Source organism: Trinickia symbiotica (genome assembly GCF_002934455.1).
Taxonomy (GTDB): Bacteria; Pseudomonadota; Gammaproteobacteria; order Burkholderiales; family Burkholderiaceae; genus Trinickia; species Trinickia symbiotica.
This window is the reverse complement of sequence record NZ_PTIR01000002.1, coordinates 339,616-361,515: the sequence shown is the minus strand read 5'-3', so window position 1 is coordinate 361,515 and position 21,900 is coordinate 339,616. Positions and strand designations below refer to the sequence as shown.

Sequence of the window (21,900 nt, the reverse complement as noted above, 5' to 3'; positions counted from 1 at the left end):
GGAGCAGTTCGACTATGGAACACCGCATTGCGCTTCACTTCGAAGACGGAGTGACTCGATTCATCTTCTGCCGCGACGGCGAGACGCTTGCCGACGCTGCCTATCGCCAGGCGATCAACATTCCGCTCGATTGTCGCGACGGCGCATGCGGCACGTGCCGCAACCGATGCGAGTCGGGGCGCTACGACCTTCCGGAGTCGAGCTACATCGAGGATGCCCTGACAGCCGAGGAAGCCGAACAAGGCTACATCCTCGCGTGTCAGACACGGCCGCATTCCGATTGCGTCATTCATGTGCCGGCGTCGTCGACGGTTTGTAAGACCGGCGGAGGGCGGCATGAGGGCCTGATCGCGGAGGTCGGCAAGCTTTCGGAATCGACACTGCACTTTTCGATCGCGCTTGATGACCCGGCGCAATTGGGCTTCTTGCCCGGCCAGTACGTCAAAGTCGAAATACCGGGAACCGGGCTCGCGCGTTCGTATTCGTTCAGCTCGATGCCGGGCGCGGAGCAAGCGGCATTCGTCGTTCGCAATGTGCCGGACGGCCGAATGAGCCACTATTTGAGCGAAGTCGCGAAGCCCGGTGAGCGCATTTCATTTTCGGGCCCGTATGGCAGCTTTTATTTGCGGGAGCCTCAGCGCCCTCTGCTGTTTCTTGCAGGGGGAACGGGGATCGCTCCGTTTCTCTCGATGCTCGGCACGCTCGCCGAGAAGCGACCGTCGCAGCCGGTCCGGCTCGTGTACGGCGTGACGCGCGATATCGATCTCGTCGCAATCGAGGAGATCGAAGAGGCGGCGGCGAAACTCTCCGACTTCGCTTATCGAACGTGCGTCGCGGATGCGGCGAGTGGGCATTCGCGCAAGGGGTACGTGACCGCGCATGTCGATGACGATTGGCTTCACGGCGGCGATGTGGACGTTTATCTCTGCGGTCCGGTGCCGATGGTCGATGCGGTGCGCGGCTGGATGAACGAACGGAACGTCACGCCGGCGAACTTCTACCACGAAAAGTTTTCGGCGAGCAGCGCGTCATGAAGCCGATGATTTTCGCGGGCCGTTTCGAGGGCAAGACGATGATCGTGACCGGCGCGGCGCAGGGAATTGGCTGCGGTGTTGCGGTTCGCGCGGCGCGCGAGGGTGCTACGGTCGTGCTCGTCGATCGATCGGACTTTGTCTATGACGTCGTGGACGGTATCGTCAAAGACGGCGGCGTGGCGCACGCGTGCATCGCTGATCTCGAAACGTTTGCCGGTGCGTGTGCGATGACGCGTTTTGCGATGGAGACGTGCGGGCGCATTGATGTATTGATCAACAACGTTGGCGGGACCATCTGGGCGAAGCCCTACGAGGCGTACGAAGAGGCGCAGATCGAGGCGGAGGTGCGGCGGTCGCTGTTTCCGACGCTCTGGTGTTGCCGCGCCGTGTTGCCCGAGATGCTGCGGGCGAAGCGCGGAGCGATTGTCAACGTTTCGTCGATTGCGACGCGCAGCATCCATCGCGTGCCTTATGCGGCGTCGAAGGGCGGCGTCAATGCGCTGACGGCGAGCCTGGCCTTCGAGCATGCCGGCGACGGTATCCGTGTCAATGCTGTGGCAACTGGAGGAACGAACGCGCCGCGCCGGCGCGTGCCGCGCAATACCGAAGAGCCAAACGCGGAAGAGACACGCTGGTATGAGGCCATCGTCGAGCAGACGATCGCGACGAGCCTCATGCATCGGTATGGCACGATCGAGGAGCAGGTCGCGGCGATTTTGTTTCTTGCTTCGGATGAGGCGTCGTATATCACGGGCACTGTGTTACCCGTAGGTGGTGGAGATCAGGGCTGAGATAGTCCTGATCTCAGCTTGCGGCGGCACTATACGTCGCTTGCAAAACGACATCAAGCCGTCCGTTGGGGTTTCGGGCATCAGTACAGCTGGCCGTCGATGTTGTGTCGTGCGCGATTGTCGAGTTACTCGACTTTCGTTGCGCGTACGTGATCGAGAAGCGCGTGAACCGCGCACGACCGGGACCCCATCGCAGACGGGACGATCCCGAATTCGCAGGGAATAGGCGATGAGAGAGGAACGATACGAAGGTTACTGATCCAGTTCGGAACTGCGATCGCCGGTACAAGTGTCACACCGAGTCCATTCTCCGCCAACGCGAGTGCCGTGTGCCAATCGCGAACTGTTGCTCGTACATCCTCCGGTGACAAGGTCGATGAGTGCAGCGCATTTTCGCGGTTGATGGCGCAACAACTCGTCGCGACAACGAATGGCTCTCTGATCAATGCGCAAATGTCGATCCCCCCGGTCAAGTCGGACAATGCTACGGGGTGCGATTGCGGAAGGGCGGCGACCCAGCTACTTCTGCAGAGAATGACGGCACCGCTGTCGTGCGGGGGATTCACTACGATCCCAGCATCGACTTTGTCGTCCTTGAGCCAGCTCGCGATATCGTTTTCGTTGCCTTCAAGAAGCACAACGCGAACATCCGGATGTGTTCTCTTTAGGGCGCCCAACAGTGGGGGGACCAGGATTGTGCAGACCGTCGGTGAACTTGCGAGCTGGACTCGGTTCATGTTCGCAGGCCCCGCCTCCTTCCCGAGCCTCTTTATTGCCTCGAATTCCGCGACCATCGTTTTCGCGTGACGAATCACTCTCTCTCCAGCGGACGTCAGCAACACACGACCGCGCGTTCGCACCAGGAGCTGAACGCCAAGGGTCTCCTCCAGACTCGAAATTGCTTGGCTCGCACCCGACTGCGTGATGCCGACGCGCTCTGCTGCTTTTGAGATATTTCCAGTCTCGGTTATTGCGATCAATAATCGCCAGTGCGTAAGGTTCATCATGCAGTCGCTCAGCCAATTTTAAGATAACTGTATCGCTTAGCGCTGACAACATTTCTGTCGATGGCGCGTTGGTTGCGGTAATCAGTAGCTCTACTGATGCAATCAACCGAAATTGTAATTTTACAACTTCATTACGCTCTGTCACAGTGGCAGTGTAGAAGATCTCTTCGGGGCAGCAGCATCGCCGCTCGCATCGGTTCGGATTACGAGATAGTGAGGTAACTGCACTTATGTGCAGGAGAGATCGCTCCGGCTGGCGAACGAGCATATGGTTTTATGCAGGAGAAGACTAGTGGCTGACTGGGGTAATCGACGCTCATAAATCGTTGTTACTTTAAACTTGGTAGATCCACTCTCGACATATAAGGATCCGGAATGACTGCAAATATTGTTGAAACGAGGGTAGGAAACGTGCTGGCTGGCTGGAATCATTTGACGGCGGTAGGATCTACGCAGATTCGCAATGCGTCCGGCGCACGAATACAGGTGGCCTCCGGAGAGTGGCGAGATGACTATATTATGGGATGGGGTTCGTGTTTCCTCGGTCACGATAGCCCAATCATTAGCGAATCTATCATTCAGGCGCTATCGGTCGGCTTTCTTCAACAATATGAAACCGAGAAACATCAAGCCCTCAGCGAGCGCTTCTGTGCTGTGGTCCCGTGTGCCGAAAAGCTCCGCCTTGCCAATTCCGGCTTGGAAGCCACCATGTATGCCACCCGCATAGCGCGCGCTGTAACCGGACGGCGATTGATCATTAAGTTCGAAGGACATTTCCATGGGTTAGGCGATACGCTTACGTGGAATGTTGACTCTTCTCCACGAAGTGGCGCGCTTCGGACAAGTGGCGAGCTCGAGCGTGTGGCGGGTGCAGTGGGAGTTCCCGATGAACTCGGCCTGTTGACCATACCCTTACCTTGGAACGATGCAATTGCCGCACGCAGGGCCTTTGAGTTGTATTCCGGCGACATCGCGGGGGTCATTCTGGAGCCCGTCGCGCTGAATATTGGATGTATAAGGCCGGAAGAAGGATTTCTCGAGCTTCTACGGACGTTGACAACAGAGCACGGTGCGCTGTTGATTTTTGACGAGATTCTGACTGGATTTCGCTCGAATATCGGCGGTGCTCAGAAGGAGTACGGCGTCGTTCCAGACATCGCAACATATGGCAAGGCCTTCGGCTGCGGAATGCCGGTAGCCGGCATCGCGGGGAAAGCCGAATTCATGGACGTAATCGCGCCGCGTGGGCCTTTACAGGTCAGTGGAACAAATACGGGGCGCTACCTGTCAGTGTCCGCCGCCGTATCGGTTATCGACCATCTCGAAGATGGTGCCGTTTATCGATACATCGCAAGCCTGGAGGATCAACTTAAAAAAGGCCTGCGCGACATATTCGCCAGACACAACATCCCTTGCTACATAGACGGTTATGGTGGCCGCGTTGGCGTCCATATCGGCACCTCGCAGCGCCCCAGGTCGATGAAAGACATCGAAGAGACGTACCCTGCGAAGTTCGCCACTAGATTATTTCGTTTGCTATCAATGGAGTATGGATTATACGGCTTCCTAATGCCACTCGCTTATTGCCCGGAGCCGGTAACGCTATCTGCAGCGCATACACCGGAAATGATTGCGACTGTATGCGAGCGTCTCGATTCTGCACTTGGGAGACTTGATTATCATGGTGAAGGGGAGTGAGCAGCCCGTTGCTATTCGCCGTGTTGATGCTGTCGATCTCGCAGCGATGCTTGACTTGGTTTCTCAAATTGCATCGCGAGACGATCTGACGGAGTCAGCACGTGCGCAGTTCACTTATGAGCTAGGGAAACCGAATCGCGAGTGCATGAGGCTTGTCGCGACTTATGGCGGTGCCGTGGTCGGCACTATAGGATGTGGTCCTGGTCCGATACCATCAAAGCACGCGCTATGGGTCGACTGGTTAATCGTTGACCGTAGCTATCGCCGAGGGAAGATTGCTTCGCTACTCTATGCAACGATCGAGCAATTCGCGTTGCAGCTTGAAAAGAGTTGTTTGTGTCTAGACATCGGTAACATCGATAGCGAGCGAGCAGCGTATCTCTTTCATCTCCAGAATGGGTTTCAGATAGTTGGGCAAGTGCCGGATTATTGGGGCGAATTTGAGCATCTCAACATAATGGCCAAATTTCTTTACTCGAAGGGTCGCTGATATGACAATCTTGTGCGAAATAGCAGAGCTACAGGCTCTTGCAACCAGTTATCGAACCGAGGGGCTCGTGGTTGGACTTTGCCATGGTTGCTTCGACATTGTCCATTTAGGGCATATTCATCACCTGCGGCAGGCTAGCTCGCTGGTGGATCGACTCTTCGTTTCGATTACCGCCGACGAATTCGTCAAGAAAGGGAACGGTAGACCGATATTTTCAGATCGCGTTCGAGCGGAATTTATCGCGTCGATTCGATACTGTAGTCACGCCATAGTCAACCACTCCGCGACCGCTGAACCGGTGATCTCCGCTCTTCGACCAGATGTGTTCTTCAAGGGGGCTGACTATTCCTCTAGCACGGACCCGAGAGTAAAGGCGGAGCGATTGCTCGTGCACAGCAACGGCGGGCGAGTGACTTGCACCGATGGGTTGGTGATGGATTCAACGTCACGGATTGCCCAGGTAATCATGTCTTAAGGTGCACGACGAGTGAGTGTGCGAAATGCAAACACTATTACTGCTAGACCTCGACGGAACGCTCATCGATACGCAGCACTACGAAGCTTGGCGTAGCGCTGCGCGCCGAGTCTGGACAGAGGATCTTACGCACGAAGAATACTTTATGCACATGGCAGGGCGGACTCGCCAGGACGGGGCATCCCGCCTGATTGAGCTGAAGCAATGCAGTGTGCGCATCGGCGCACGTTGCTCGCACGACGCCGATTTGTTGGCGGAGATCAAACAATCGGAGTTCATGCGGCTCTCTGCAAATGCCCGCATCTTTGATGATGCATTGCGACTGCTCGCACGGGTCGAATGGTCGCAGCAACAGGTCAAGTTCTACACCGCATCTGAAAACGCACCTCGCATTTTCGAAGCCGCGTTGCGGAGATCCGGGATTCACTGTGCCGGGCGAGCCGTACTGCAGCAGCGGCGCGATCAGACGCGAAAGGAATTTATCTTGTCTCTTGTGGGCGAGCACCCTTACGAAGCGGTTGTGCTTATCGATGATGCCCCTCATGCGGTCGACGTCGCATGTAGTCTCGGGATCCGCGCCTATCAGATTCGGCGCAACGCAGTGCAATCGACAGCTACACATCCTACCGCAGGGATTGTTTCGTCACTTGATGACATCACTTTGCCGATTCGCGGCTTATAAAGGATACGAAATGACTGAGCACTCGACAATTCTAGTAACTGGCGGATCAGGGTATATAGGGGCCCAGCTCGTACCCAAACTGCTGGCTGCAGGATGCGGGGTCCGCGTGCTGGACGCTCAATTTTTTCCGAATGGTCTTGATCGACTTCTTGAGAATCGTCGTCTGGAGGTTGTCAGAGGGGACATCCGTGACAAGCCGATCGTCGAGGATTCGTTACGTGGGATTGACACAGTGATACATCTCGCCGCGGTTGCGAACGACCCTAGCTTTAACCTTGATCCGGAGGTGAGTCGATCCATAAATATCGATTGTCTTCCGCACCTAGCGAGGAGTGCCAAGCGTTCGGGCTGTCAACGCTTCATCTATGCGTCATCGGCCAGCGTTTACGGGATTAACGCCGAACCCGTGGTCGATGAGACGCAACCGTGCATGCCAGTTACCGACTACAGCCGATATAAGGCAGAAGGCGAGAAGATAGTTTTCGACCTAACAGATTCGTCGTTCGAAACAGTCGCGGTGAGAGCGGCAACAGTTTGCGGCTGGTCGCCAAGACAGCGTTTTGACCTCACCGTAAATATGCTGACAGCCAGTGCGCTAGCCCGCGGCCAAATCACGGTATTCGGCGGAGATCAGTTCCGGCCGAGCGTACACATCGGCGATCTTTGTCGGCTATACACGGTGCTGGCGCAACGAGACTCTCTCGACACACTCTCCGGGCGCGCGATAAATGTCGGTTACACCAATCACACTGTGTCTGAGATCGCGACGCAGGTCAAAGACGTTGTTGACAGCTATTTTAATGTCAATGTGCCAATCTCAACAACTGCTACGGACGACGTCCGCTCCTACAGACTTGACTCACGGCTGATGCGGGAAGAACTTGGTTTCAATTTTGTCTATGCCATCAGAGATGCCATTCTCGAGATATGCGATCGATGGCAGTCAGGATGGTTCAATGATAGTGCGGATGTCCTGACGGACCCTCGTTACCATAATTTGCTAAACATTCGCGTTGGCGACTGGTCGTACGCTTTGCGCTCGGGCCCCTCATGCTGACTATTTCTTATGGAAGGCAAGACGAGCGTGTGAGCGAGCTGAATCCAAAATCGTCTTCGTTTGTGTCATGCGTGGCAACGTTAGCCAATGCGCTCATTGGAGTCCGTCCATACGTTCCCGACGCATGTGAAAGAACCGAGCGAACGCAACTGCTTGCGGCGGGCGTGTATGCGTCTGGCGTTGGTGTGTCGCGTGAGATCGTGTCACTACCGGCGCCGCGAATTCTGAGGATCTATGATGTCGAAACGGGCGAGCCTGCGCGCCGCTTCGATGGGGCAACCACAACGTTTGCGTTGTGCCTCGAAAGCGCGATCGCTACTAGCACTGAGTGTCTGCTGGTTGGCGACGAAGCTTTCGAGTTGATGGTCCGACAGTTTATAGATGTCCCCGACAAGCCCCAAGCGTCATCGCTCGTACAGTTGCGGCGCAGAAGCGCAAGTGGGGTTGAGCCACGTCGATTGCGGCTGGACTACGGCATCGACGCCTCGGCAGTCAATGAATACCTCGGCACATTTCCGTGGTTGACCGCTCGCCACTATCATATAGAGCAATGTGACTGGAGCGATGACTTTTTGCGAGTTATTGTCCGCGCTGGAGAGCGTCGTCTGCGATATGAAGTGGAAGTTCAACAATCGCCGCTCGGTGCCAACATCGCTATGTGGAAACGCTCCGGGGATACCTGCGCCATATCGACGACTTTCGACTTTTGTGCCGCAGACTGTCTTCAATTCTCCGCGCATTGGCTAGTATGCTCGGTATCCGCCGGATCGCCGGCGCGAGGCGCCCCGTTTAGCTTCGCGGACTCGGAGAGCGAGCACCGGGCTCGATGGAAGCAACTATGGGGTGATTATGGCGTTTACATTGACGCAAAAGGTGAAGGGGTCGAGTTGGGGATCAAATACGCTGTGTTTCAGCTAATGCAGCATGGCGTGGGCTCGCAAAATCGCACCCACGGATTTATGTCACCGGCGCGGGGTTTGACTGGCACCTATCATTCCGGAGCAACATTCTTTGATAATGAGCTTCATAAATGCATATTTTGGATGTGGGTAGAGCCATCCGTGGCTCGCGCATTCATAGAATATCGCTATCATGGTATCGAGAAAGCAATAGAGTTTGCAAAAAACACCGGATTTCGCGGTGCTCGTTTCCCGGAGGCGTCAAACGACCACGGAGCAGAAAATGGGCCTCATTATGTTCTAAGCTACCCAAGTGCGGAGGTGAGGCGAGAGTGGAGCGTCGACGAGGTGCTGCACATTTCCGCGGATGTCTGCTACGCCTTGTATAGATACTGGCTGATAACGGGTGATAATGCATATATGAATGCCTGCGGCGGCGAAGTTGTGCTGGAGTGTGCAAGATTCGCAGCATCTGCTTTTAAATGGTCATGCAAGAAGAATGCATATGTTGTTGACTACGTGATGGGGCCGGACGAGTATCACTATCACGTAAGTAATAGTTTCTACACGAATTATATGCTTAGATGGGCTATCCAATTTGCAGTTTCGTTGGTTGATCGGGGATTGATTCATGAGGCCTCAGTACAGGAGGTTGATTATTGGCGCGTGATAATCGGTAGTGTGTATCTGCCGTGGATGCGCGTCGATGGTGTATTGATTCCAGAGGAATTTGAAGGATACGCGGCACTTCCGGAAACTAAACTTAGGGTGGAAAAAATAGGTGGGCCACAATTTTTGGATGACATTGAACGTAGTTCTTCTGATCGGTTGGAGAACTTCAATTCAAAGTTGATAAAGCAGGCTGATATCGTTCTTCTTATGTCGTTGTTTCCGGGTGACTTTTCAGATGACATCAAGCGCACTGCATTCGAGTTCTATGAGCCTCGGACCGTACATGAGTCATCCCTTAGCTACGGCCCTCATGCGATGGTTGCTGCTGATATCGGAGAGACGAGCGACTGCGCCTACTTCATAACGCGTGCAAGTCGCTATGACTTGGACTTTATTCCGGTCACGGACTACAGCAACGGTTTGCATCTGTCTGCGTACGCCGGGGCGTGGCAGGGGCTTGCCGAAGGTTTGGCGGGGCTTCGTGTCGAAGGTAACAGGCTTACATTCCGGCCGCGGTTACCACCAAATTGGAACTCGTACGGGTTCACCATATGCTTTCGGGGACGACGATTGCGGATTACGGTTCCTGCAGACGGCGCGATCGACATTGATTCAGATGGGAGCCAACTCTCCGTTATGCGCCATTCAGACGGGCGCCTCCACAGTTGCGGAGAATTCTAATGACATCACTCGTCGAGCGTATGTCGCCTTATCGCGATGCGTTGCGCTTTCCATCATTCCGGAAATTGCTGATTGGCCAAGGGCTGTCAATGGCCGGGGATGCAGTTTGTTTGGCAGCCCTTCCGGTTGCTATGCTTCATGCTCGCTTAAGCGGGCAGGTCTTCGGGCTTGTCATGGCCGCAGTTGGGCTCGGCACGGTCATCGGTGCCGCGGCGGGAGGGGTCCTGGCGGACCGCCGGTCACCGAGACAGGTTCTCATTGCGACAGACACTGCGAGGGGGGTGGCACAAGTCGTTGCTGCTGCGCTTATCGTGTCCGACGCACCGCCATGGAGTTTGGTCCTGGTTTATCTGATATTTGGTATTGGAATTGGTGCTTCTCGCCCATGTACCCAAGTTTTGCTCATAAACCTGCTACCCAGGCGGGCTTTGGTCGCAGGGAACGGGGCGATGAACTTTCTTGACAACCTTGTGGCCGTCATCTTTCCGGCTACGGTGGGTGTCACGATTATTATTTGGAATCCAGTGTTGGGCATCGTGATCGACGGTGTCACTTTCTTCGGCGCGGCGGCTTTCACTGCATTCTTACCCGAGGAAGGAAAGTTGGATTTCGAGGGCGATTTGAAGTTGTGCGACGCAATGAACGGCATAATGGTAATCGCCGGCAATTCGCAGTTGCTGTTAGGTTTCGTCGCCACATTAGTAGTCAACGTCCTCTGCTTTCCAGTCTTCCTGGTCGTGGCCCCATACGCTGTGAGTGACCGCTTTGGCGACGTGATGTGGGGCGTTTGCCTGGCCGCGTCGGGGCTGGGAGCATGTTTCGGATCTGTAATCACGGTGCTCGTTGCCGGTCATCGGCATCTGAAACCACTGGCACTGACGTGTGGCTTATTTCTCGGCGGCGCAATGTCTTTACTAGCGCTCGGCGATCTCGGATGGATGGTTGTCTTGGGAGCTGCGCTCGTCGGAGTGGTCGAAGCATCATGGCTTACTGGCTGGGCAACGGCCATGCAAATGCTTTCCCCTGAAAGAGATGTCGGCAAAGTGGTCGCGGTGGACACTTTCGTTACCAGCGGCGCGCATCCATTCGTTTATCTCGGTGGCGGCTTCATCGGGGAGACCCTAGGTTATTCCCACACGCTGGCTGCAGCGGGTGCAGTCAGTGCAGTCGCAACCGCCACGATTGGGCTGATAGCCATAGGAAGGGGCCAATGATCAGGTGCAATAACATCCAGGAACAGGCGCGTGATCTGTCTGAGTCCATCTGCGAGCGGTGGCGCCATATTCTCGCTGCCGGTGACTTTGTACTGGGAGAAGAGGTCTCGCGATTCGAAGCATGGATGTCGCAGCGTTGCGGGGGGGGCTATGTCGTATCGATGAACTCAGCCACGGACGCTTTGCTCCTCGCGCTGCGCGCGCTCGGAATTGGGGCGGGCCATGAAGTCATAACCTGTTCGAATACATTCGTCGCCACTGTAGGGGCGATAGTGGCTGTTGGCGCTCAACCTGTACTTGCGGACGTTGGGGACGACGAACTCATTAATGCTGACACAATTGGGCCGCTTCTGACCGCGCGGTCAAGAGCCGTCATACCTGTTCACCTACGCGGGCGACCCGTAGACATTAACGAGATTTTGGACATTTGTGGCCCGCGCGGGGTAGCCGTCATCGAAGACTGTGCTCAAGCTATCGGGACCACGATCAAAGGTCACCAGGTCGGTACATCCAGTGACGCGGCCGCCTTCTCACTACACCCACTGAAAACACTCGGCGGCATGGGGGATGGCGGCGCGCTCGTCACGACCAACCCGGCGATCGCCGAGTATGCGAGGAAGGCGCGCAACCATGGATTACAGAGTCGTGACGAAGCAGTCTTGTTCGGAATCAACTCCCGCCTTGACTCGTTACAAGCGGCCGCGATCAATATTAAGACGCAACACTTGGATCAGTGGCTGCGCCGTCGCAGAGAAATAGCGGCGTTCTATGACGACGCGTTCGCCGGGACTGCTACAGGAACGGATCTCGGACGAGGCAGACAGGGAAGTTCCTACTACCACTACGTCGTTAAGTCACGAAAGCGAGATAAGCTACAACAGCACCTAGCCAAGCACGATATTGAAGCAACAATCCACTACCCAATACCTATTCATCGGCAAGAAGCATGGCGTTGCAGTCAGCCACTTATCTCACTCCCCAATACGGAGCGCCTAGCGCAGGAGATTTTGACAATCCCCTGCCATCACCATCTTTCGGATGGCGACGTTGAAAAGATCGCAAGAGCGATACGTCGATTTGACTCTCGATAGTACTGGCAGTGCGTTAATCGTTGGATTAATCCTAATAGTGTCTCGATCGCCAGAGCAGCACTGTCGCGAGCCCATCCAACCGTGATCGCGGCAAGGCATGGGCCTTTTCGGTTGTTCGCAGAGAAAAATGTCCGGATGAGTGCTTCTCGAACTCACAGCCGAACATGTCAATACCCGGATGGAAGTTGACTGTTGCTCTGTGTCAGGCAATCGTAATGATGCTCTTCATGGCTTGAGTCTATCGTTGCTAGGTATCCCAATTACGCCCGACGCTTCCTCTTCGCGCCACTCGGCTCAGCCGCCTCAAGCGCCGCGGCGCCATGAGGCTCCTGAGCCACTGACTCACTTTGCAACAGCCCCGAAGACGCCTTCATCGTCTCCGCGTTTCTGCGCGTACGATGAATATCGTGCGTCACGAAGCCCGCATCGTTATCGGGCATGTCGAGCCAGTCGCGGTGCCCCAGCGTCTCGCGGATATCCTTGAGGCCAGCGGCCCAGTGTTCGCGCATCGTCGAAACACCGAACTGATAGTCCTTGTAGTGAGCTTCGTACTTCTGCTGCTGATAAATGAGGTGCAACACGTTGTACCGACGGCCGCACGCAAGGTCTTCCGCCACTTGGCACCAGGGATCGTTCTCACGCACGTCCGCCGGCACCTTTTCGAGCACTTCGCGCAGCACGTTCCGGAATCGCTGAGAGCGCTGCATCATGTCGGTAACGAGGCGGGTCCGGCTCGAATACTGAATGTCCTTCACGCGCGAGGCGACTTCGGCGATGTTGTCCGGCACGGGCCCGCGGGCGCTCCACAGATCGACCTGGAACGCGAGCGTATCCTTGCGCGGCGTCGAGCGCATCACTTCATAGAGCGGCGTGTTCGAGACAACGCCGCCGTCCCAGTAGTGCTCCCCATCGATTTCCACCGCGGCGAAGCCGGGCGGCAACGCCCCCGAAGCGATGAAATGCTCGGGGCGCAACTTCATGCGCGTGTTGTCGAAATAGGCGAAGTTGCCCGTCCCGACATTGACGGCGCCAACCGAGACGCGGACCTCGCGCGCGTTGATTCGATCGAAATCGCAAAGCCGCTCGAGCGTGGTCTTGAGATGAGACGTGTCGTACCAGCTCGCCGCGGCCGGATCGCCGGGCACCCATGGCAGCGGCGTCGGCATCCGCGGCGTGAAGAAACCGTGCTGGCCCTGCATCAGCGCGCCGGCCGCCTGCAGCGCGGTAAAGCCCTTGCGCACCATCTCGTTCATATCGAACAGCATTTGTTCGAGAGGTGCGGCAACTGACGGCCAATAGGCGGGCCGGCAAATCGTCTCCCAGAACTCGCGCAATCGTTCGACGCGCTTCGCCGGCGCATTGCCGGCGATGATCGCGGTGTTGAGCGCCCCGATCGAGATGCCGGAGATCCAGTTCGGCGCGATGCCGGCTTCGTCGAGACCTTCATAGACGCCGGCCTGATAAGCGCCGAGCGCACCGCCCCCCTGCAGTACAAGTGCAATCGTTTCGTAAGGCGGCAGATGAATATGCGCGGGATGGCGGGCCGAGTCGACCTCGACGCCAATCCCAGCATCGTCATCGGCGCGCTTTTCAGCAGGGGCGTGTGGTTTCATTTTGGGGTACTAACCAGTCTGTATGGAAGGCGCTCGACGAGAAAGCGCATCTTAACGCGCGAGGTAATCGTGGACGACCTCACCGAGACCGAGCGTGAGATCGGCGATCAGATGCCGCGCTTCGACGATTTCGAGCACGGGCAGATCGGCGACGGGAGCCAGCGCGTGCGGCGTCAATTGCAAAGCGGCAGGGCCCGTCCACGCGCCCTTCATGACGATATCCGTCAAGTAGTAGCGCACGAGCTCACAAATCCGCGGCGAGCCATCCACGTGCGGAATGATCTTCAGCAAGTAGTTCGGAGCAGCGAGCCGGTTGCTCTGCTCGACGATATCGAGGTCCTTGTGCTTGTAGCCCATCGTGCCCGTCGCGACGCGCATAGAGCCGTAATCGAGCGTGCCCATCAACGTATCAAGGTGCGTTTCTAGCTTCGGAAACGCCAGCTTCTTTGGAAATCCCCACAGCTCGCGTCCGCCCGCGATCGGCGGATGGTCGTCGAGATACATCGCAAGCGTGTAGCCGCCCGGCTTGCCTTCAAACGTAACGGGAATGACCTGGCCGCTTTCGGTGTAATCGCCGAAGCCCGTGGAATCACGCATACGGATGAACTCGTAATGCACGAGCGGTTCGTTGATTTGCAGCGGTTCGGGCACGACTTCCCGCAGGCGATCGGGATCGGTGCGGTAGGTGATGATCAGGAATTCGCGATCGAAAAAGCGGTAGGGGCCGATGGGAAATGCCGGGCTCGTCAGCGGCATCGCAAAGGCGTTTTTTCTTACGCGGTCAGGGCTCATGGGCGCTCGCAAAGAAAAAGCCGACACGGGGTGCGTCAGCGGCACGCACAGAATACGAATGCTTTGTTACAACGGCAATATGCCGCGCTGAAACAGAACGTTGCCTTGCGCGCACCTAATCGGCCCGTTCTTTCGCATCGCGCAACACGCTTTTGTCGGCACCGGCGAAAGACTAACGTTGTTCTATATCTTCAGGCAAGCATCGATTTCGGCTTTCGGCTCGCGCTTGTCAATGTGCGCATCGAAAATGGCCGAAGTACACTGCGGGTTTAGCTTGCAAGTTGTCGTTCTTATGTCCAAGCACTCGGTTGCCCCGGCCTCGTTGAGTCTTCGTCAGGCCCGCCAGATCTGGCTCAAGGCGCAAAGACTCGATACGCCCGAACCGTTCGGGGACGGGGTCCAAGCCACGCAAGCGGCCGTCGAGCATCTCGGTTACGTGCAAATCGACACGATCAACGTGATCGAGCGTTGCCACCACCATATCCTATGGAGCCGTATCCCGCGATACCGGCGCAATGATTTGCATGTCGCACAGGCTGTCGATAAGACGGTATTCGAATATTGGACTCATGCGCTTTCCTACGTGCCGGTGCGGGACTTGCCGTATTTTCTGCCGGCAATGCGGCGGCACAGTAGCGAGCCGGGCCGCTGGTTCAGCGCGGTGACGCCCGCTGACGTGCGCAGGATCGTCAAAAGGATCGAGACGGAGGGGCCGCTTTCGATCAGGGACATCGAAGACGACGAGCTGCAAGAGAAGGACCACCCATGGGCCAGCAGAAAGCCATCGAAGCGAGCGCTGCAGCTCGCGTTTTACAACGGCTGGCTGACGATCAGCGAGCGCGAGGGCATGGTGAAGACTTACGAGCTGATGCAACGGCACTTCGGCTGGGAGAAGCGCCCGAAGGGCGCGACGGAGCGCGAGGTCGTCGACTACCTGGTCAATCGGGCGTTGCGCTCGCAAGGGCTCGTCGGCCTCGATTCGATTTGTCACCTCGATGCCGGTCGCAAACCGGCTGTGCGGCTGGCGATCGAGTCGCGCGTCAAGAAAGGGCTGCTCGTGCCCGTCGAAATTGTCGGTGAGGGCATTCGAAAGAACGAGCATTGGATCGAGCCGGGCCTCCTCGAAAGCGATGCCGGCAATTCGGCATGCGCTGTCCATATCCTGTCGCCGTTCGATCCGCTCATCATCCAGCGCAAGCGCTTGTCGCTGCTGTTCGGCTACGAGCACAAGTTCGAAGCCTACCTGCCGAAGGAAAAGCGCGTGTTCGGATACTTCGGTCTACCGGTATTGGTCGACGACGAGATCGTCGCCGTGCTCGACTTGAAGGCCGATCGAGAGCGCAAAAAGCTGCTCGTGCAGCAATGGACGTGGGTCGGCATCGGCAACGTGCGAGCGCACAAGAAACGCATCGAGGAGGCGTTGCATCGCTTCGATGCGTTTCAGTTCGCGAGCTGAGGGGCTAAGGGGCTAAGGGCCTAGGAGCTGGCTGACGTTCCCGGCTTGCCAGACGCTCGGCAAGTCAGTCACCGAAAAAGCGCAAGACGGCCTCGGTGAACGCCTCCGCCGCTTCGATATTCGACAGATGCGATGCATCAAGTTCGGCGAGACGAGCGCCGCGCACGCGCGCAGCGATGAACCGGGCATCATCGACGGTCGTCACCGGATCGTGCGCACCGGCGATAACGAGCGTGGGACATGAAATGCGCGCGATGTCTTCGCGCAGGTCGGCATCGCCGAGCGCATCGCAACAGGCTGCGTATCCTTCGGGCGAAAGCGAGCGGAGCCGAGCCGTCAACGTTTCGACCGTCGCGGGTTGCGCTGCGATGAAGCGCGGCGTAAACCAGCGCCCGGCCGCACCGTCGGCCACGTCAGCGATTCCTTGCTTGCGAACGAGGTCCGCCCGGGCGCGCCACCCTTCCGTGGTGCCGATGCGCGCGGCCGTGTTCGAAACGACGAGCTTGTCGATCCGCGCTCCGGCGTGAACGCCGAGCCATTGGCCCGTGAGCCCGCCCATCGAAATCCCGACGAAATGCGCACGCTCGATGTCGAGCGAATCGAGCAGGGCGATGACGTCGCGGCCCAGCTCATCGATCGTGTACGAACCGGGCAGCGCGGCGGAGCGTCCATGACCCCGCGTGTCGTAGCGCAACACGCGGAACTTCGCCCGCAACGCGTCGACCTGCGGATCCCACATCTCGAACGTAGTGCCGAGCGAATTGGAGAGGACGATGACCGGCGCGCCGGCCGGCCCCGAAAGCTCGTGATGAAGAGTCGTCATGAGTGTCGCGGTTCCCGTGTTGTCGCAAGCGATCGAGATCGAACGAATCAGACGCGCTCGATGACGACGGCGATGCCCTGCCCGACGCCGATGCACATCGTGCAGAGTGCATAGCGTCCGCCCGTGCGCGCGAGCTGGTAGGTCGCGGTCGTGGCGAGTCGTGCACCCGAGGCGCCGAGCGGATGGCCTAGCGCGATCGCGCCGCCGTTCGGATTGACGCGCGCGTCGTCGTCTGCAAGGCCGAGGCTGCGCGTGACGGCGAGCGCCTGCGAGGCGAACGCTTCGTTCAACTCGATGACGTCCATCTGATCGAGTGTGAGTCTCGCACGTTCGAGCACCTTACGCACGGCTTGCGCGGGACCGAAACCCATGATGCGCGGCGCGATGCCCGCCGTCGCCATCGCGACGACGCGTGCGCGCGGCGTCAGCCCATAGCGTGCCGCGTCGCGCTCGTTGGCGAGCAGGAGGGCGCAAGAGCCATCGTTGACGCCCGACGAGTTGCCGGCCGTGACGGTCCCGTCGGGACGCACGACGCCCTTCAGTTTCGCGAGCGCTTCGAGCGAAGTCGCGCGAGGGTGCTCGTCCTTGCCGACGATGACAGGCTCGCCTTTTTTCTGCGGGACGCTGGCGGGAATCAGTTCGTCGTCGAAGCGCCGCGCCTCTTGAGCGGCCGCGGCGCGCATCTGGCTGCGCAACGCGAACTTGTCCTGGTCTTCACGGCTGATCGCAAATTCGGCCGCGACATTCTCGCCGGTTTCCGGCATCGAATCGACGCCGTACATCGCCTTCATCGCAGGGTTGACGAAGCGCCAGCCGATGGTCGTGTCCTCGATCTTGGCCGAGCGGCTGAAGGCCGTCTCGGCTTTGCCCATGACGAACGGCGCGCGGCTCATGCTTTCCACGCCGCCCGCGATCATGAGGCTCGTCTCGCCCGTCTTGATCGCGCGCGCGGCCGTGCCGAGCGCATCGAGCCCCGAGCCGCAGAGGCGGTTCACCGTGCTGCCCGGCACGTCGACGGGCAGCCCCGCGAGCAGCGCCGCCATGCGCGCGACGTTGCGGTTGTCCTCGCCGGCCTGATTCGCACAGCCGTAGATGACGTCGTCGATCGCGCTCCAATCGACCTTGGGATTGCGCTCAATGAGCGCTTTGATCGGCAGCGCGGCGAGATCGTCGGCGCGCACGGTGGACAACGCGCCGCCGTAGCGGCCGAACGGCGTCCGTATCGCGTCGCAGATATAGGCTTCTTCCATGATGTCTTCCTATTCGTCAGGCGTGCGCCGCCGAGGTCGCAAGGATCAGCGGGACAGGGGTGACCTTTTGCAGCTCGTCGAAGCTCAGGCCTACGACGATGTCGATGACTTCGAGTCCGCGCGCCGTGATGTCGATCACGGCAAGGTCTGTATAGATACGATCGACGCAGGCAATGCCCGTGAGCGGATAGGTGCAGTGCTCGACGATCTTGCATTCGCCCTGCTTGGTCAGGTGATCGGTCATAACGAACACCTTCTTTGCACCGATCGCGAGATCCATCGCGCCGCCGACAGCGGGAATCGCGTCGGGCGCGCCCGTGTGCCAGTTGGCGAGATCGCCGCGCGCCGAAACCTGAAACGCGCCGAGCACGCAGATATCGAGGTGGCCGCCGCGCATCATCGCGAAGGAATCGCCATGATGGAAAAAGCAGCCGCCTTCGATGAGCGTAACGGGCTCCTTGCCGGCGTTGATGAGCTCGGGGTCCTCCTGACCGGGCGCGGGCGCCGGCCCCATGCCGAGTAAACCGTTCTCGCTCTGCAGGAAAATCTCGCGCTCTTTCGGCAGGTAATTGGCCACCTTCGTCGGCAGACCGATGCCGAGATTCACGTAGGCGCCTTCGGGAATGTCTTGCGCGACGCGGCGCGCCATGTCATCGCGGGTCCATTTAGTCATGTGTTGCTCCTCACGCGGCCAGTGCGGCCTGACCGGGCACGGCCACGACGCGTTTGACGAAGATGCCCGGTGTGACGACGGCTTCGGGATCGAGCGAGCCGAGCGGCACGATCTCGCTCACCTGAGCGATCGTGACCGACGCGGCCATGGCCATGATCGGACCGAAGTTGCGCGCCGTCTTGCGATAGACGAGATTGCCCCAGCGATCGCCGCGATAGGCCTTGATGAGGGCGAAGTCGGCCTTGATCGGGTACTCGAGCACGTACTGCCTGCCGTCGATCTCGCGCGTTTCCTTGCCCTCGGCCAGCAGCGTGCCGTAACCCGTCGGCGTGAAGACGGCGCCGAGCCCGGCTCCCGCCGCCTGAATGCGGACGGCGAGATTGCCCTGCGGCACGAGCTCGAGCTCGATCTCGCCCGCGCGGTAGAGCGCATCGAACACCTGCGAGTCCGCCTGACGCGGAAAAGAGCAGACGATCTTGCGCACGCGTCGGGCTTTCAGCAACGCGGCAAGCCCGAGCTCGCCGTTGCCCGCGTTGTTGTTGACGATCGTGAGGTCCTTGGCGCCTTGTTCGATCAAGGCGTCGATGAGCTCGGCCGGCTGTCCGGCCGTGCCGAAGCCGCCGATCATCACGGTGGCGCCGTCGAAGATGCCGGCCACGGCATCTTGCGGCGAAGAAACGGTCTTATCGATCATGGTTTGAGCTTTAGCGCTCGAGCGAGCGCAGGGTCGCTGTCGTGATGCTGCTCAATGTAAGGGCGAGCGACGGCGACGGTCAAGGGCGATTATCGAAAGACTGTTCGGTTATCGAACAATGGCGGAAACGGCCCGGCAGCGCGGTCAATGCAAAGAAAGCACCAATCCAGGGCGATTGTTCGATTACCGAACAAACCGATTAAAATGCTCACGAGCTACCTGTGGAAAATCACTATGAACGAGCCGCTTCATCCGCCCGACGCCGCGACAGCGCCGCCCGTACCCGACACCCCCATCGACGCACCGAGCGAGTCCGATCCCGACTTCATGACTTCGCTTGCGCGCGGACTCTCGGTGATTCAGGCGTTTTCGCCGCAGCGCCGTGTGCTGACGATTTCGCAAATCAGCCAACGCACCGGCATTCCGCGCGCCGCCGTCAGGCGCTGCCTGCATACGCTCGGCAAGCTCGGCTTCGTCAGTGCCGAAGACGGCCGCAATTTTTCTCTGCGTCCGCGCATCCTCGCGCTGGGTCATGCCTACCTCGCGTCGACGCCTCTCGCGAACGCCGCCCAGCCCGTGTTGCGCCATATCAGCAACACATTGAACGAATCGAGCTCGGTAGCGATCCTCGATGGCGACGAGATTCTTTATATTGCGCGAGCGTTCACGTCGCGGATCATGACGATCGACCTGCACGTCGGCAGCCGCTTGCCGGCGTATTGCACGTCGATGGGACGCGTGCTGCTTTCTCATCTGCCGGGCGCGGACCTCGATGCCTACCTCGAACGCGCCAAGCTGATCCAGCACACGACGAATACGATCGTTTCACGCGAAGGCCTGCGGGAAGCCCTCGAATCGGTGCGCCGCGACGGCTACGCCGTCAACGATCAGGAACTCGAGATCGGCCTGCGATCAATAGCGGTGCCGATCGAGGCGCCGGACGGCCGCGTCGTGGCCGCGTTGAATGTCGGCGCGCAAGCGGCCCGGGTCTCGGTCGCCGAAATGCTGAGTCGCTTCCTGCCCGTCTTGAAGGACGGTGCGCGCGAGCTTGGGTTGCTGTTGACCTGAGAAGCGTCCGCGCGTGCATCGCGGGTCTTGAAATTTGCCGCTTGGTTCTTATCTGCTGTTTCGCTCAGGCAGTGACGCACGATCGTTGCTGCCTCGTGTTTCGATTTGTTTGCCGGTGCTCCGGCGGGCGGATGGGAGCGCGTCGCCCTTTCGCCTTACTTTGGCGCCAGGAGGAAATGACCATGAGCGATCTCTTTTTCGGAACTGACCTTTTCGGCGAATTCGACCGTTTGCAGCGGCAGATGGCGAGCTTGTTCGGCGGTTTCCCATCCAGCATCCGGGCGATGCAGCTTTCCGCTTTTCCGAACGTGAACATCGGTTCGACCGACGATTCGGTGGAAATCGTCGCATTCGCGCCGGGCCTCGATCCGTCGAAGATCGAAGTGTCGATCGACAAGGGGCTGCTGACGATCAGCGGCGAGCGCGATTCCTTGCTGCCCGGGCCGGGCGACGAAACGCGGATTTACGCGCAGGAGCGCTTCGCGGGCAAGTTCCGCCGCGTCATCGAGTTGCCGCAGTCCGCCGATCCCGACAAGGTCGAGGCCCGTTACGAAAACGGCTGCCTGATGATCAGCGTCGGCAAGCGCGAGTCGTCGAAGCCGCGCGTCGTGGAAATTCACTAATCGAAAGAGGCTGATCATGAGCGATACGAACCAATTGGCTCAGCGGGACGACCAGCAGCAGGCGGTCTCGCGTCGCGACGGCGAGGCCGTGCGCCCGGTCAAGGTTACGCCTGCCGTCGACGTCTATGAGAACAAGCAAGGCATTACGCTGTGGGCCGATTTGCCGGGCGTGAGTAAAGACAAGCTCGAAATCAATGTGCACGACGGCAGGCTCTCGATCGAAGCGGAGGCTGTCGTGTCGATGCCGGCCGCGCTGCGCGTGCAGCATGTCGAGATGCGGGAGCCGCGTTTCGCGCGCACGTTCACGCTGAGTCCCGACCTCGATACGTCGAAGGTCGAGGCGGAGTTGCGCGACGGTGTGCTGAAGCTGACGATCCCGCGTCGTGAAGAAGCGCAGCCGCGGCGCATCGAAGTCAAAACGAGCTGAGGAATCGACAAGGGCAACGCCCCCCGTTCGCCGGGGGGCGAACGTAGCGGTGCCAACGGTGCCTTAAGCAGGCGTTTGCAGGCCAGGCACGCTGTGTCGCCTTGCGCGCTCCGCGATCGACGCGATGACGAAGGCCTCGGCCGTGGCGACGATCAACCAGAAAATCAGTTCGAGCGCGACGAGAACGAGCGGCTCGCCGAACAGATTGAACGGCGCGAAGAATTCGAAGAACACGTAGGCGAGCACGAAATTGAGGCCGGCGAAACGAATCGCTCTTGCGGTTACCCCCGTCGGCCAATGGGGCGCGAGCCAATCGTAGATCGCGGCGTGAACGCATCCGAACAATAGGAGCCCGATCAGCATCGGGGCGGGTGCCGCGACGATTTTGGGCAGCGGCTCAAGTTGCGTCCAGACAGCGATAAATTTGCCGCTTTGCAACGGCGAGGCAAGCAAAACGCCCCCGCCCGTCCATCCGAATCCGAGCAGGCGAAACGTGAGAAGCATCGCCACGTTGAGCGTCAAGCCACCTGCCAATCCCGCACCGAGCTTGCCCATTTCATGCTCCTTGTTGGAAGCCGAGACTCCGACATGCGCGGCGATTGTATCCCCGAGGAGCTGCTTCGCGGCATCCCACTGAAAGGGATCGTCTTCGGGCACTGATTCTTCTCCGTTGTCATGCAGTTGACGTCG

Annotated in this window: 22 protein-coding genes; 14 read left to right on the top strand and 8 right to left on the bottom strand. The window is 58.7% G+C overall.

The annotated features are described in order from the left end of the window. Positions 1-14 precede the first annotated feature (14 nt). Both benC and B0G57_RS05395 read left to right on the top strand, forming a co-directional pair. Positions 15-1,034, top strand: a complete 1,020-nt coding sequence (benC, locus tag B0G57_RS05400; RefSeq protein WP_018439307.1) for a benzoate 1,2-dioxygenase electron transfer component BenC — start codon at positions 15-17, stop codon at positions 1,032-1,034. Then, entirely contained in the window at positions 1,031-1,825 is a 795-nt protein-coding gene (locus tag B0G57_RS05395; RefSeq protein WP_018439308.1) for a 1,6-dihydroxycyclohexa-2,4-diene-1-carboxylate dehydrogenase, read from the top strand. Before benC ends, B0G57_RS05395 begins: the two co-directional genes overlap by 4 nt. Positions 1,826-1,950: 125 nt before the next feature. Here B0G57_RS05395 and B0G57_RS05390 read toward each other — a convergent pair whose 3' ends face one another. Continuing rightward, a complete protein-coding gene (locus B0G57_RS05390) occupies positions 1,951-2,832 on the bottom strand; it encodes a LysR family transcriptional regulator (RefSeq protein ID WP_018439309.1) in 882 nt (293 codons plus the stop codon). A gap of 375 nt (positions 2,833-3,207) precedes the next feature. Here B0G57_RS05390 and B0G57_RS05385 point away from each other — a divergent pair, with 375 nt between their 5' ends. From B0G57_RS05385 to B0G57_RS05355, 8 genes are read left to right on the top strand one after another with little or no spacing between them, the layout of a single operon-like run. Next, positions 3,208-4,530: an aspartate aminotransferase family protein gene (locus B0G57_RS05385; RefSeq protein WP_083925499.1), complete on the top strand. Its 1,323-nt coding sequence runs from the start codon at positions 3,208-3,210 to the stop codon at positions 4,528-4,530. Beyond that, entirely contained in the window at positions 4,514-5,020 is a 507-nt protein-coding gene (locus tag B0G57_RS05380) for a GNAT family N-acetyltransferase (RefSeq protein ID WP_018439312.1), read from the top strand. The genes B0G57_RS05385 and B0G57_RS05380 overlap by 17 nt, the downstream gene beginning before the upstream one ends. A gap of 1 nt (position 5,021) precedes the next feature. Beyond that, on the top strand, positions 5,022-5,495 hold the full coding sequence (locus B0G57_RS32335) for an adenylyltransferase/cytidyltransferase family protein (RefSeq protein ID WP_018439313.1): 474 nt from the start codon (positions 5,022-5,024) through the stop codon (positions 5,493-5,495). Between the two features lie 25 nt (positions 5,496-5,520). Continuing rightward, positions 5,521-6,177 carry a hypothetical protein gene (locus B0G57_RS31080; RefSeq protein ID WP_018439314.1) on the top strand — a complete coding sequence of 219 codons (657 nt, stop codon included), beginning with the start codon at positions 5,521-5,523 and terminating at the stop codon, positions 6,175-6,177. A gap of 10 nt (positions 6,178-6,187) precedes the next feature. Beyond that, on the top strand, positions 6,188-7,234 hold the full coding sequence (locus B0G57_RS05370) for an NAD-dependent epimerase/dehydratase family protein (protein ID WP_018439315.1): 1,047 nt from the start codon (positions 6,188-6,190) through the stop codon (positions 7,232-7,234). Further along, positions 7,228-9,486 (top strand): glycosyl hydrolase family 65 protein, encoded by a 2,259-nt coding sequence (locus tag B0G57_RS05365; RefSeq protein ID WP_223258549.1) that lies wholly within the window; start codon positions 7,228-7,230, stop codon positions 9,484-9,486. Before B0G57_RS05370 ends, B0G57_RS05365 begins: the two co-directional genes overlap by 7 nt. Continuing rightward, entirely contained in the window at positions 9,486-10,700 is a 1,215-nt protein-coding gene (locus tag B0G57_RS05360) for an MFS transporter (RefSeq protein WP_083925502.1), read from the top strand. Before B0G57_RS05365 ends, B0G57_RS05360 begins: the two co-directional genes overlap by 1 nt. Next, a complete protein-coding gene (locus tag B0G57_RS05355) occupies positions 10,697-11,791 on the top strand; it encodes a DegT/DnrJ/EryC1/StrS family aminotransferase (protein ID WP_018439318.1) in 1,095 nt (364 codons plus the stop codon). Before B0G57_RS05360 ends, B0G57_RS05355 begins: the two co-directional genes overlap by 4 nt. 260 nt (positions 11,792-12,051) lie before the next feature. Here the strand turns inward: B0G57_RS05355 and B0G57_RS05350 are convergent, their stop codons facing one another. Beyond that, positions 12,052-13,404, bottom strand: a complete 1,353-nt coding sequence (locus B0G57_RS05350) for a DUF3734 domain-containing protein (protein ID WP_018439319.1) — start codon at positions 13,402-13,404, stop codon at positions 12,052-12,054. Between the two features lie 51 nt (positions 13,405-13,455). Continuing rightward, positions 13,456-14,196 (bottom strand): acetoacetate decarboxylase, encoded by a 741-nt coding sequence (locus B0G57_RS05345; protein WP_026229412.1) that lies wholly within the window; start codon positions 14,194-14,196, stop codon positions 13,456-13,458. 292 nt (positions 14,197-14,488) lie between these two features. Here B0G57_RS05345 and B0G57_RS05340 point away from each other — a divergent pair, with 292 nt between their 5' ends. Further along, positions 14,489-15,652, top strand: coding sequence for a winged helix-turn-helix domain-containing protein (locus B0G57_RS05340; protein WP_026229413.1), 1,164 nt, complete (start codon positions 14,489-14,491; stop codon positions 15,650-15,652). 64 nt (positions 15,653-15,716) lie between these two features. Here B0G57_RS05340 and pcaD read toward each other — a convergent pair whose 3' ends face one another. Genes pcaD through B0G57_RS05320 form a run of 4 tightly spaced genes read right to left on the bottom strand, consistent with a single transcriptional unit; the run spans position 15,717 to position 19,092 of the window. Then, the gene (gene pcaD / locus B0G57_RS05335) at positions 15,717-16,475 is read right to left on the bottom strand and encodes a 3-oxoadipate enol-lactonase (RefSeq protein ID WP_018439323.1); all 759 of its coding nucleotides are present in this window, start codon (positions 16,473-16,475) and stop codon (positions 15,717-15,719) included. Positions 16,476-16,522: 47 nt separating this feature from the next. After that, positions 16,523-17,725: a 3-oxoadipyl-CoA thiolase gene (gene pcaF, locus B0G57_RS05330; protein WP_018439324.1), complete on the bottom strand. Its 1,203-nt coding sequence runs from the start codon at positions 17,723-17,725 to the stop codon at positions 16,523-16,525. Positions 17,726-17,741: 16 nt separating this feature from the next. After that, the gene (locus B0G57_RS05325; RefSeq protein WP_026229414.1) at positions 17,742-18,398 is read right to left on the bottom strand and encodes a 3-oxoacid CoA-transferase subunit B; all 657 of its coding nucleotides are present in this window, start codon (positions 18,396-18,398) and stop codon (positions 17,742-17,744) included. Positions 18,399-18,408: 10 nt separating this feature from the next. Beyond that, positions 18,409-19,092: a 3-oxoacid CoA-transferase subunit A gene (locus B0G57_RS05320; protein WP_018439326.1), complete on the bottom strand. Its 684-nt coding sequence runs from the start codon at positions 19,090-19,092 to the stop codon at positions 18,409-18,411. 234 nt (positions 19,093-19,326) lie between these two features. Between B0G57_RS05320 and B0G57_RS05315 the strand changes: the two genes are divergently transcribed. The 3 genes from B0G57_RS05315 to B0G57_RS05305 all read left to right on the top strand — a co-directional run bounded on the left by B0G57_RS05315 (position 19,327) and on the right by B0G57_RS05305 (position 21,210). Continuing rightward, positions 19,327-20,160 carry an IclR family transcriptional regulator domain-containing protein gene (locus B0G57_RS05315; protein ID WP_102606748.1) on the top strand — a complete coding sequence of 278 codons (834 nt, stop codon included), beginning with the start codon at positions 19,327-19,329 and terminating at the stop codon, positions 20,158-20,160. Between the two features lie 182 nt (positions 20,161-20,342). Beyond that, on the top strand, positions 20,343-20,783 hold the full coding sequence (locus B0G57_RS05310; RefSeq protein ID WP_026229416.1) for an Hsp20/alpha crystallin family protein: 441 nt from the start codon (positions 20,343-20,345) through the stop codon (positions 20,781-20,783). A gap of 16 nt (positions 20,784-20,799) precedes the next feature. Next, complete coding sequence (locus tag B0G57_RS05305; RefSeq protein WP_018439329.1) at positions 20,800-21,210, top strand: Hsp20/alpha crystallin family protein; 411 nt, start codon at positions 20,800-20,802, stop codon at positions 21,208-21,210. 63 nt (positions 21,211-21,273) lie between these two features. On the opposite strand, the gene B0G57_RS05300 is transcribed toward B0G57_RS05305, so the two are convergent. Then, positions 21,274-21,867 carry a hypothetical protein gene (locus tag B0G57_RS05300; protein ID WP_223258548.1) on the bottom strand — a complete coding sequence of 198 codons (594 nt, stop codon included), beginning with the start codon at positions 21,865-21,867 and terminating at the stop codon, positions 21,274-21,276. Positions 21,868-21,900: the final 33 nt, after the last annotated feature.

What these genes read in the sequence shown, in the direction of transcription:
- pcaF (WP_018439324.1), bottom strand. Translation starts at nt 17,725, where the DNA reads ATGGAAGAAGCCTATATCTGCGACGCGATACGGACGCCGTTCGGCCGC.
- B0G57_RS05385 (WP_083925499.1), top strand. Translation starts at nt 3,208, where the DNA reads ATGACTGCAAATATTGTTGAAACGAGGGTAGGAAACGTGCTGGCTGGC.
- B0G57_RS05345 (WP_026229412.1), bottom strand. Translation starts at nt 14,196, where the DNA reads ATGAGCCCTGACCGCGTAAGAAAAAACGCCTTTGCGATGCCGCTGACG.
- B0G57_RS05320 (WP_018439326.1), bottom strand. Translation starts at nt 19,092, where the DNA reads ATGATCGATAAGACCGTTTCTTCGCCGCAAGATGCCGTGGCCGGCATC.
- B0G57_RS32335 (WP_018439313.1), top strand. Translation starts at nt 5,022, where the DNA reads ATGACAATCTTGTGCGAAATAGCAGAGCTACAGGCTCTTGCAACCAGT.
- B0G57_RS05365 (WP_223258549.1), top strand. Translation starts at nt 7,228, where the DNA reads ATGCTGACTATTTCTTATGGAAGGCAAGACGAGCGTGTGAGCGAGCTG.
- pcaD (WP_018439323.1), bottom strand. Translation starts at nt 16,475, where the DNA reads ATGACGACTCTTCATCACGAGCTTTCGGGGCCGGCCGGCGCGCCGGTC.
- B0G57_RS05380 (WP_018439312.1), top strand. Translation starts at nt 4,514, where the DNA reads ATGGTGAAGGGGAGTGAGCAGCCCGTTGCTATTCGCCGTGTTGATGCT.
- B0G57_RS05355 (WP_018439318.1), top strand. Translation starts at nt 10,697, where the DNA reads ATGATCAGGTGCAATAACATCCAGGAACAGGCGCGTGATCTGTCTGAG.
- B0G57_RS05350 (WP_018439319.1), bottom strand. Translation starts at nt 13,404, where the DNA reads ATGAAACCACACGCCCCTGCTGAAAAGCGCGCCGATGACGATGCTGGG.
- B0G57_RS05395 (WP_018439308.1), top strand. Translation starts at nt 1,031, where the DNA reads ATGAAGCCGATGATTTTCGCGGGCCGTTTCGAGGGCAAGACGATGATC.
- B0G57_RS05360 (WP_083925502.1), top strand. Translation starts at nt 9,486, where the DNA reads ATGACATCACTCGTCGAGCGTATGTCGCCTTATCGCGATGCGTTGCGC.
- B0G57_RS05370 (WP_018439315.1), top strand. Translation starts at nt 6,188, where the DNA reads ATGACTGAGCACTCGACAATTCTAGTAACTGGCGGATCAGGGTATATA.
- B0G57_RS05315 (WP_102606748.1), top strand. Translation starts at nt 19,327, where the DNA reads ATGAACGAGCCGCTTCATCCGCCCGACGCCGCGACAGCGCCGCCCGTA.
- B0G57_RS31080 (WP_018439314.1), top strand. Translation starts at nt 5,521, where the DNA reads ATGCAAACACTATTACTGCTAGACCTCGACGGAACGCTCATCGATACG.
- B0G57_RS05390 (WP_018439309.1), bottom strand. Translation starts at nt 2,832, where the DNA reads ATGATGAACCTTACGCACTGGCGATTATTGATCGCAATAACCGAGACT.
- benC (WP_018439307.1), top strand. Translation starts at nt 15, where the DNA reads ATGGAACACCGCATTGCGCTTCACTTCGAAGACGGAGTGACTCGATTC.
- B0G57_RS05325 (WP_026229414.1), bottom strand. Translation starts at nt 18,398, where the DNA reads ATGACTAAATGGACCCGCGATGACATGGCGCGCCGCGTCGCGCAAGAC.
- B0G57_RS05310 (WP_026229416.1), top strand. Translation starts at nt 20,343, where the DNA reads ATGAGCGATCTCTTTTTCGGAACTGACCTTTTCGGCGAATTCGACCGT.
- B0G57_RS05305 (WP_018439329.1), top strand. Translation starts at nt 20,800, where the DNA reads ATGAGCGATACGAACCAATTGGCTCAGCGGGACGACCAGCAGCAGGCG.
- B0G57_RS05340 (WP_026229413.1), top strand. Translation starts at nt 14,489, where the DNA reads ATGTCCAAGCACTCGGTTGCCCCGGCCTCGTTGAGTCTTCGTCAGGCC.